Raw genomic sequence first — 10094 nt, 5'->3', positions numbered from 1 at the left:
TTCAGGCAATATACAGGTCAAGACTTCTAACCGAGATACTTCTATCATTAAACGATACCAGCAAAAAGCTTTCCCAGTTGCGTGAAATTACAGGAAGTACATCTCAGGCAGTAATTCCAAAGCTCAGGAAACTGGAAGAAGATCACCTTATAGAAGCAAAAGGACGCGAGTATTACCTAACACCTGTAGGAAAAATTGTGGCTTCAGGAGTAGCTGACTCTTTTGCAACAGTTGGGACGATTAATAAATTCAAATATTTCTGGTCTACACATTATTTAGAAGGAATTCCCAACCCTTTGCTAAAAGAGATTGGATACCTTTATAATTCTAAAATTCTCCGTGACAGAAGAACAAAAATCCTTAGTGCTTACAGCAATCAATTAAAAATGATTAAAGAAGCAAACCATATCTATGGCATATCATCCGTAATAACCGAAGGATATGCTGATTCTATCTCGGAAAAAGTGAAAGAAGGAATTCCTGTTGAACTTATAGTTCCTCTTCATGTTGCAGAAGAATTAAAACAATCGCTCTATATAGAAAAGTTAGAGATACTGAAAAACTATAGCAATTTTAAGTTAAAATTCATGAATGAAGCTATTAAAATGGGGCTAATTGTTACGGATAAATGCCTGGCCTTAAGCCTGTACAAAAAACGCGGCACTGAATATGACATAAGCACAGGTTTGTTCAGTCCTGATCCGAAGGCTATTGAGTGGGGAGAGAGGCTTTTTGAGTACTGCAATATTCACTCAGAGACCTGTTTTTGAAGTGTCTGTTTTTCTCATTTCAAATACCTGGGTGTGCCATAATTATCTACTTGCTGTAACTATTCAGCCTCCCAAAAATCAGTTGATTGATATCGATTCTTATTTGAAAAATAAGTATGAGTACTAATTGATGAAAAATACAAAAACGCAATCAATAGTCAACGGTTAAATAAAATCAACTTACCTAAATTTGCTCATTGAATCTTAGTAAAGATGGCTATTGATATTGTTTTATCCTGGCTGAATAGTCACATTCTAACATTCTGTTTGTAACTTCACGATAATTTCATTAACACTTCTGCAATAAATTATCATTGCAGCACATTTTACCCTTCAAGATATTCAGGGAATACGTTCAAAACCGTTTCATTCTTTTCAAGCTCATTTTTCATTCTAAGTGCATCTTTCTCTGGAATCCAATACTTAGACTCATCGCCAAGGTGAAGATAACACCAAACAAACTTTTTAATCTGAAGATTATATTTTTCCACCACCTTAAGAACACTTTCATCCTCAAGACCTTCTTCGGATACAAGAATGTAATAATAATTTCCCTTTTTGATTTCAGGGAATCTAGGTTCAGGGATTTCAGGATATATAGGATCATTCCAATTCTCCTCTTTTTTTAATTCATCTCTTTTATTTTCATCTACCTTTATGTAATATTTGTCTGCGTAATCTTCTACATCATAATCTAGCATATAAATGTTCAGGTTGCAGTTTTCAAGAATAATTTTAACTTCGGGTTCAGTAACTCCTTCTTCAAATAGGATAGCTAAGCCACCTACTTGCGATTCTTTAACTGGAGTTTTCGTATCGATTGAGTCATTAGTATTAACTGAATCATTAGTATTAACTGAATCATTAGTATCAACTGAAGTTTTTATAAATAGTCCTACAATCATTACGAGAGTTAGAAGAAAAATAAAAATAGCAATTTTCCAATTTACTTTTCTCATACCAACCACCAAAAAAGATAAGGAGTTTTAGCTCCTCACATATATACGGTTAATTTCTGATATTAGCCTTCCACATTATTTGCATCATATCCAGCAGGCCCAATGGAGGGTAAGAGAGGGTAAAAGAGGCAAATAACTTTCCAGAAAGTATATTTATCTACTAAAGGAGCTCACCCATTCCGGCCTTTCAGGAGGATTATTATTTAGCATAACAATTTCTCTCCATTCTTCATCTGTTAATCTCTCTCCCGGGGGCTGCCAGAACTCATAATAACTCATTACAGGGCCTGATCCGAGCACAATCCTGCCGTCGGGCTGTTTATAGGCTACTACTATTAAATCCAGTTTTCCGGTCCCTTCTTCTAAAACTCCAGCAGAAGAGGTGTAAACATCTGCAACCAGAATGGAATACTGGGACTTTATATCCACATTCTCAAGCATTGGAGATATATTCTGGCTGAAATTTCTGATGAACTCATACTCTTCATCTGTCAGCTCTTTATTTTCAAGCTCTTTAATTGAGATTTCAAGCAGCTTTTCAAGAGTGTTTTCAAGAGTAGTGAAGTCTTTATCTGATTGTCCGTCAAGTACTTCCATTTCAGCCAGCCCATTGTGTGCCATTTTTGTAAGGGCAAGCATCCTTGCATAAAATTCAGGCACTGGCTCCACATATCCCTGGACAGGTTTTTCTTCTGGAATATGGGGAGCGCCCATGAAGTAAGTCTGCTTTGCATAGAGGATAGTATCATGTCTGAGCTCGGTCCAGGAAGCAAGAGCTGTATTAAGCTGCTTATCTTCCCAGGCTTCGGTTTGCATCAAGGTAGGATAACCTTCTGGATAACTTATAAGAAGAGATTTTAAAGCGTATAATTGAGCCCAGTAAAGGTTTTTATTCCAATCCTCTTCATCAAAAGCTTCAAATTCTTTTTCCAGAGCTCGATGGCGGTTTTTGTATTCTTCGTTTTCGGAAAGATTCAGGTTTTTCAGGTGTTCTGTTGCTCTTTCAGAGCCGAGGAGGTTCATGATATTCAGGGCGGGAGGATGAAGCTGCTGGAGGATATACGAATCAGGAGTGTAGCGTTGACCCATTAATCTAAATCCTTTTGCAGCTTCAAGAGTTTCGGTTTCAGTTTCAGAACCTGCCGAAATTATATTTCCTGTTCCACTGTATATTTTTGGGCTTTCATATTTTTCCAATTCGGCTTTGAGAGCTGTAAGACTTTCATTGTCGAAGCTCAGTCCGTTTCTATTATTCCCAAAAACAGTATCCAGAGCTTTTACATATTCATAGGGTCCGAGGTCGTCGGAAAAACCTACATAGAAAGCCGTCACGTCATAAATTCTGTCCCATCTGCTCTGGATGTCTTTGTCTCTGTCAAAATGGTCAGAAATTAAAAAGGCCTGTATAGTCTGAATTCTTGCTTCCTTTTCCAGATCTTCCGAAGCTAATTTTTCTATTGTTGATTCTTCTTCAGTAATCATGTCTGCCTGAAGTAGCATACTTATTCTGCCATGCCACATTATAGCCTTGAAGTAGTTCTTCAGTTTCTCAGAAGCCGTATAGTGTCCCCTTGGGATGTACTGAGAGTAATCTTCATTGTACTTGAAAATCGGAGAAATTTCCTCTTTTTGAGCTTCTATCAAGACGAGTTCAGCCTCGACATCATCTTTTACAAACTCTGGAATCTCAAACTGGTATTTTTCCTTTGCTGCGGGGTCAAAGTACATTCCTGTCTCAGGGTCGTAAGGATTCTTGATTTTCTTTATCTGTTCTTCTCCGGGCTGGAGAAGATTCAAAGCCACAGCAAAATATGCAACATTTCTTCTTGCAGCTTCCTTTTCTTCTCCCGAGGCGCTGTTATAATCGTATATCGAGGCTTCAAGCAGGTCTTTGTCAAGCTTCCAGAGTTCATCGTAAAATTTCTCTTCTTCTACCCGTTTTAAGGTCTCGTCAAACTGGATATGGTAAAGATGAAGGAGAGAATCTGATGTGATAAAGATAGGAATATCAGCTACTTTCAGATCCCGGTAAGTATAATTTACCAGTATCTGCCCTGCTGTAAACAGATTTTCAGTTCCATTTTCAATCACAACAAACCCATTTTTGTACAATAAATCCCTGCTTTCATTCGTGAGGGGAATTTTCTGGGTGAAATTATCATAATTTGAAATTTCGAAAGCTTCAATAGGCAAAGAATAAGAAGGAACATTTGCTTCAAACTGCGGATTTTCTTTACTATAATATTTGGAAAAAGAATTCTGCCTTTCAAGCTTAAGAGAATTTATGTTGCTTGCATATTCTTTATCTGAAACATTTTTGTTTGGAGTTTCATTTGTTATGTTCCCAGGATTCTTTCCTTGGGCTAAATTATCTTGATTATTAGTACATCCGGAGATAAAAACTAACGATACTGTCAGCAGACAGATAAAAATAGTTGTGGTTGCTTTTTTCAAAGTATACCCCTCATCTATTTATGTTGAAATTATGTTGAAAAATTGATTTGAAATCAAGAATAATGAATATATTTAATAAATTCCTAACTATTTTTAATAAATAAGTGGCTTAGTGTACTGGTTTTGTTAACTCAAGTACACAAGCCAAAAAATATTCCCCATTTTAAAATAAAAACATTTTAAGTACTTTCATTTTTTAGTCCTTAACAATGATATGATGGCTATGAGCAATTGAGTCCCAGTTTTCCCAATATATGCCTCCCGGATATTTAGTTCCAAAACTGGGATTCCAGGGATCATATATGTACAGGTAATACTTTCCATCAGTTCCCTGACAGTAGCCTGCACAAGCTCTTGTATGACCGCTACTTAGCAAAGTTGCTAAAGGTCTATTGGCATAGATTTCGTTTTTAGCTTCAAGCCATGTTGGGCTAGAGTCGCTGTAAGAACCCCATTTGTCTAACCCATAACTGTATTTGTAATACTTGACTTGATCATTTTCACTAGTTCCTAGACCAGCTACTACAAGCATCTTATCAGCGATATAGCTCTGAGTATGTGTGACGTTATAGTATTTTGCAATCATCTTTCCTGTAGCTGGTGCACAATAATAGTCGTTTTCTTGCACATAACGAGTGAAAGGAAGTGTTTTTTGAACTCCAGCAATCTTTATCTGGACTTCGTTTCCTTCAAAATTATTATCTGCAATTTTCTTTGCTCGTTTATCATATTCATCCCAAGCTGTTAGTCGTTCCTCTAGCTCTTCGTCAGGTATTTCCGAATATAATGACCATACCTCAGTAACTTCAGAAGAGTTAGTATTATTTATGCTCTCGTCAATAATTTTAGAACCAGAGAAATCAAACAATCTGCTTTTTTCTTCTTTAGATTTGGATTCTTGGATGTCTGCCATTATTCCTATTTTCGGGTAGCTATAACATACAACTTTTGAGGATGTAACATTTGCATTTTTATGATCTTTTGCGACCAATTTTTTTGCATTCTCAACTTCCGTTTTCATATTCCAGTCCTCAGAATAGAATTCTATTGTCCGGATGGGATCTCCAAGCACTTTGCTTGCAGCAACTTTTATTGCCCCTATATTTATCCCATTATTTTCAACTGTAAATTGGTAAAAAAGTTTTTTCCCATTAATATCGTATATTATAAGGGGATCTGAATTTACTGTTGCATTTGTCCAATCCGTAGAGTTGGAGCCTGGGGCACCAATCAATAAGAAATCGTAGAGAGCTGTTTTGGCATGTACTTCTGCCTCTTGTAATGAAACATAATTCTTTTCGATTGTTTTTTCATCGATAGATGCAGATGCAGGTAGAATGTATACAACACTCAGCAATAGCAATCCTGCAAGTAATACACTTACTCTAAATTTATATTTCATTGTCATATTTTCTCTCCTGTTTAATTCCCAGGAGACAAGGCCCAGACAAACCTTAAGTACTCTTAAAGCTATCATTTCCTTGCCTCAGGGCATGTGAAGTTCAAATGTGCTCTGGAAGGTTAGTTTGAACTTCACATTCAAAAATAGTTTTAAACTTCTCCTATACATTTATTACGGTGATGAATTTTTCATCAGCTTGATTAACATCCATTAAACCACTTCTCTTTTTCATCAAAAATAGTAAAGTTTCATAGCTTTAATCGACATCTAAAATTCGACCTACTTTTAGCAAATAATCTTGAAGTACTTTTCTTCACCAAGCTATAAAATTAACAAAAAAGGTAGCAACAAACATTCCCCAACAAAAGAAAAGAATATATTGTGCTAAAATAATTTGATAAGGAAGTAATAAAAAATCTGTAGATGCGGCGACAAGAAAATGAATGACTTCGAAATATATAATGAAATGGAAGATGATGTTCAGGCAATATACAGGTCAAGACTTCTAACCGAGATACTTCTATCATTAAACGATACCAGCAAAAAGCTTTCCCAGTTGCGTGAAATTACAGGAAGTACATCTCAGGCAGTAATTCCAAAGCTCAGGAAACTGGAAGAAGATCACCTTATAGAAGCAAAAGGACGCGAGTATTACCTAACACCTGTAGGAAAAATTGTGGCTTCAGGAGTAGCTGACTCTTTTGCAACAGTTGGGACGATTAATAAATTCAAATATTTCTGGTCTACACATTATTTAGAAGGAATTCCCAACCCTTTGCTAAAAGAGATTGGATACCTTTATAATTCTAAAATTCTCCGTGACAGAAGAACAAAAATCCTTAGTGCTTACAGCAATCAATTAAAAATGATTAAAGAAGCAAACCATATGTATGGCATATCATCCGTAATAACCGAAGGATATGCTGATTCTATCTCGGAAAAAGTGAAAGAAGGAATTCCTGTTGAACTTATAGTTCCTCTTCATGTTGCAGAAGAATTAAAACAATCGCTCTATATAGAAAAGTTAGAGATACTGAAAAACTATAGCAATTTTAAGTTAAAATTCATGAATGAAGCTATTAAAATGGGGCTAATTGTTACGGATAAATGCCTGGCCTTAAGCCTGTACAAAAAACGCGGCACTGAATATGACATAAGCACAGGTTTGTTCAGTCCTGATCCGAAGGCTATTGAGTGGGGAGAGAGGCTTTTTGAGTACTGCAATATTCACTCAGAGACCTGTTTTTGAAGTGTCTGTTTTTCTCATTTCAAATACCTGGGTGTGCCATAATTATCTACTTGCTGTAACTATTCAGCCTCCCAAAAATCAGTTGATTGATATCGATTCTTATTTGAAAGATAAGTATGATACTATTGATGAAAAACACAAAAACGCAATCAATAGTCAACAATTTAAGAAAAATAACTTATCGAAATTTGTTCATTGTTGATATTGTTTTATTCAGGCTGAATAGTCACATTCCAACATTCTGTTTGTAACTCCACGATAATTTCATTAACACTTCTGCAATAAATTATCATTGCAGCACAATTTACCCATCAATATAGTCAGGGAATACATTCAAAACCGTTTCATTCATTTCAAGATTATTTTTTATTCTAAGTGCATCTTTCTCTGGAATCCAATACTTAGAGTCATCCGACTTTTCAAAACGAACATAACACCAGACAAACTTTTTAATCTGAAGATTATATTTTTCCATCACCTTAAGAAAACTTTCATCCTCGAGACCTTCTTCGGATACAAGAATGTAATAATAATTTCCCTTATTGATTTCAGGGAATCTGGGTTCAGGGATTTCAGGGTATATAGGATCATTCCAATTCTCCTCTTTTTTCAATTCATCTCTTTTATTTTCATCTACCTTTATGTAATATTTGTCTGCGAAATCTTCTACATCATAATCCAGCATATAAATGTTCAGGTTGCATTTTTCAAGAATATTTTTAACTTCGGGTTCAGTAACTCCTTCTTCAAACCGGATAGCTAAGCCACCTACTTGCGATTCTTTAACTGGAGTTTTCGTATCAACTGGTGTTTCCATGTCAACTGATATATTCGACTCGACGTGTGTTGGAGCAAACAGTACCAGTGTTATTATAATCAGAAAAACAATAACGGCGACAATAAACAATATTTTATAAATTGATTTTCTCTTCATGAGAATATTTCCTCCTACAGTCTTCTCTGAACATTACACTAAAAACAGTTTTAAACTTCTAATATAAATTTACTGCATCGATGAATTTTCATCAGTCTGATTAACATTCATCAAGTCGATCCGGTTTTTCATCGAAAATAATGAAGTTTCAGAGTTCTAATCAACGTCAAAAATTCGACCTTACTTTTAGCAAATAATCTTATGTTTTTCTCTTCTATGAATGACAAAATAGCAAAAATAATACCCATGTCCAGATTCGGTAGAAGATAAAGTGACATATTGTATTAGAAGAATTAAATAAGAAAGTAAGAAAAAGAATCTGTAGAAGCGGCACAGGAAATGAACGGCTTTTTGAATTGTAAAACTGAGTACTGTAAAATTCGCTTCTGAGCGAATTTATTGGTAATTATGCATAAGGATGAAAATTTTTCAAAAATCAAACATATTTGAACAGGTCATCCCTTTTCATTTCGTGCAGCCTGTCCCGAAGAAGGCCCTTTATGGCTTTCAGGTCTCCTTTCTTGGCGCTTATAGGGGCTATGATATGCTTCCAGTTCTTCCAGGGCGGCTCAAGCCCGAGCCGGACTGCAATCTCGTCAAGGAGAGGGTCGTACTCGTTTTCATTTACTTTGTCCATTTTATTTGAAACGACAATAGTGTCAATCCCTACTTCCCTGAGGAAATCGAACATCTCAACATCTACCGGGATCTGGTCTCTCAAGTCCCAGCGGTCAACGATTTGCGGGAAAGCCGGGCCGTCTATTACAAGAACCCCGATTTTGATCCTTTCAGCATTCTTTTCAATATAGCGTACTGTCTGGTCTTTTACGATGTCCTGTTTCCGGTCTTTCACTCCGCTCATGAAGCCGAATCCAGGCATATCCGTGATAAGAAGGTCCGATGCCTGGGCATGTCTGGGGCGCAGGGTAACGCCAGGGCGTCTCCCAACCCTTACTTTTGCCCCGAAGAGCTCTCTAAGCAGAGAAGATTTGCCCACGTTTGAGCGGCCCACAAAGATAATCTCAAAGCTTACTCCGTTTTCAGCTGCAGTTTTACTGGTTTCCATTGTTTTTTACCTCCAAGCCTTTTCAAAAAAGGCTTGAGCGAAATTTTTTTAAAATTTCTTATCGTAAATGGCATCGCCGGCGTGGTCACATAGCTCTCCGATTGCTGGTCCCGTTGTTTTTTACCCATTTGCCTCTCCCAGTGCTTTATCAAAAGCCCTGAGAAATGCATTAAGGGAATTTTCAGGTATTCGAGCGCCTGCCGCAAGAGGATGTCCCCCGCCGCTTCCTCCGAATTTCGGGGCGACTGAGCGAAGAATACGGTCTATGTTGACCTCTCCCCGCGAGCGGATACTCAGGTCGTAAGCTTCCTTTCTCTCACGGTGTTCGGCTGCAATCCCTACGTCACGCCTGCCGTAGGAGGCTGCATAGATTGCTGCCTTTGAAATGGAGTTATTGGTATTTACAATATACGCGCAGTTTTTCAGGGCTCTCACGTTTTCCTTAACGAAAAGCCTTATCTTTTCCTCGTTAATAGCAGCTTCCCTGGCAAGCTCAAGCAGTTGAGGAATACTTGAAGGGACAATATCCTTTGAGAGAGGTTCGAGCAGACCTCTCTTGAACTCATACTCTTTTCCCTTATACAGGACAGCCTGGGTCAGAGTTCCTGCCTGAAAATAAAGGTTTCTTTTATCCCAGTCTTTGACCCAGCTTTTTACATGTAAGGTATTGTCGCAGAAATCCCCAATTGCTCCGTAGATTGCCACCCTTCGCATATCCCTGTTCAGGCGCCTCTCAAAAAGCCTGTAGGTCAGTTCTGAGGAACAGGCTCCAGGCTCATGATAAAACCAGCTTTCTTTCTCACAACTCTCCGGCAGAGGGTGGTGGTCGATATAGTAAAGGTTGCATTTTTTCGCAAGTCCGTTAAGTACTGCATGCAGTTCAGAACAGTTCCTCTCATCTATTGCGATATCGCAGATAATAAGGTTTTTCACATCCCCTATAAGCCCTAGTTTGTCAAGAAGGTTAACAGGATTCGTAAAATATACATACGCATCCGGATAAGCGGTTTTTGCAATCGCACCCGAGCAGATCCCATCCGAATCCCCGTGAGTAAGCACCAGAGTCTTCGCTTTAAGCCGATTCTGAGGTTCTCTCATCTTAACTCCTTTTTTCATTTCAAGAAGATAAATGGGGTATTAGCTTCCTGCTACTAATGTATTCTGCTTTTATGCAGAAGTATCTTAAGGTAAATCAAGGTAAGAGATTCGTATTATATCCTGTTTTCATGAATGGCAGGGGAGATCAGGGCGGATAACGGA

The 10094-nt window shown here is 37.5% G+C and carries 8 protein-coding genes; 2 read left to right on the top strand and 6 right to left on the bottom strand.

From position 1 onward, the window contains the following. The coding region (locus EQO05_RS09340) for a winged helix-turn-helix domain-containing protein (protein WP_128505875.1) at window positions 1-770 on the top strand (770 nt) is incomplete at its 5' end. A gap of 326 nt (window positions 771-1096) precedes the next feature. Here the strand turns inward: EQO05_RS09340 and EQO05_RS09335 are convergent. The 3 genes from EQO05_RS09335 to EQO05_RS09325 all read right to left on the bottom strand — a co-directional run bounded on the left by EQO05_RS09335 (window position 1097) and on the right by EQO05_RS09325 (window position 5660). Continuing rightward, window positions 1097-1729, bottom strand: a complete 633-nt coding sequence (locus EQO05_RS09335) for a UPF0228 family protein (protein WP_128505873.1) — start codon at window positions 1727-1729, stop codon at window positions 1097-1099. A gap of 153 nt (window positions 1730-1882) precedes the next feature. Beyond that, window positions 1883-4015 carry a DUF3160 domain-containing protein gene (locus EQO05_RS09330; protein ID WP_240664528.1) on the bottom strand — a complete coding sequence of 711 codons (2133 nt, stop codon included), beginning with the start codon at window positions 4013-4015 and terminating at the stop codon, window positions 1883-1885. A gap of 364 nt (window positions 4016-4379) precedes the next feature. Further along, on the bottom strand, window positions 4380-5660 hold the full coding sequence (locus tag EQO05_RS09325; RefSeq protein WP_128505871.1) for a C39 family peptidase: 1281 nt from the start codon (window positions 5658-5660) through the stop codon (window positions 4380-4382). Window positions 5661-6024: 364 nt separating this feature from the next. On the opposite strand from EQO05_RS09325, the gene EQO05_RS09320 reads away from it, so the two are divergent. After that, a complete protein-coding gene (locus tag EQO05_RS09320; protein ID WP_128505869.1) occupies window positions 6025-6834 on the top strand; it encodes a winged helix-turn-helix domain-containing protein in 810 nt (269 codons plus the stop codon). A gap of 304 nt (window positions 6835-7138) precedes the next feature. Here EQO05_RS09320 and EQO05_RS09315 read toward each other — a convergent pair whose 3' ends face one another. The 3 genes from EQO05_RS09315 to EQO05_RS09305 form a co-directional block, all read right to left on the bottom strand. Next, window positions 7139-7651 (bottom strand): UPF0228 family protein, encoded by a 513-nt coding sequence (locus EQO05_RS09315; RefSeq protein ID WP_240664525.1) that lies wholly within the window; start codon window positions 7649-7651, stop codon window positions 7139-7141. A gap of 553 nt (window positions 7652-8204) precedes the next feature. Further along, window positions 8205-8834, bottom strand: coding sequence for a GTP-binding protein EngB (gene engB, locus EQO05_RS09310; protein WP_128505865.1), 630 nt, complete (start codon window positions 8832-8834; stop codon window positions 8205-8207). A gap of 120 nt (window positions 8835-8954) precedes the next feature. Continuing rightward, entirely contained in the window at window positions 8955-9932 is a 978-nt protein-coding gene (locus EQO05_RS09305) for a DHHA1 domain-containing protein (protein ID WP_128505863.1), read from the bottom strand. Between the last annotated feature and the right edge of the window lie 162 nt (window positions 9933-10094).

It is taken from the genome of Methanosarcina sp. MSH10X1 (assembly GCF_004099695.1).
Taxonomy (GTDB): domain Archaea; phylum Halobacteriota; class Methanosarcinia; order Methanosarcinales; family Methanosarcinaceae; genus Methanosarcina.
This window is presented reverse-complemented; position numbering and strand designations above follow the sequence as displayed.

Excerpts from the sequence above, each read along its gene's own strand:
- EQO05_RS09335 (WP_128505873.1), bottom strand. The coding sequence starts at position 1,729 with ATGAGAAAAGTAAATTGGAAAATTGCTATTTTTATTTTTCTTCTAACT.
- EQO05_RS09325 (WP_128505871.1), bottom strand. The coding sequence starts at position 5,660 with ATGATAGCTTTAAGAGTACTTAAGGTTTGTCTGGGCCTTGTCTCCTGG.
- EQO05_RS09320 (WP_128505869.1), top strand. The coding sequence starts at position 6,025 with ATGAATGACTTCGAAATATATAATGAAATGGAAGATGATGTTCAGGCA.
- EQO05_RS09315 (WP_240664525.1), bottom strand. The coding sequence starts at position 7,651 with ATGGAAACACCAGTTGATACGAAAACTCCAGTTAAAGAATCGCAAGTA.
- engB (WP_128505865.1), bottom strand. The coding sequence starts at position 8,834 with ATGGAAACCAGTAAAACTGCAGCTGAAAACGGAGTAAGCTTTGAGATT.
- EQO05_RS09305 (WP_128505863.1), bottom strand. The coding sequence starts at position 9,932 with ATGAGAGAACCTCAGAATCGGCTTAAAGCGAAGACTCTGGTGCTTACT.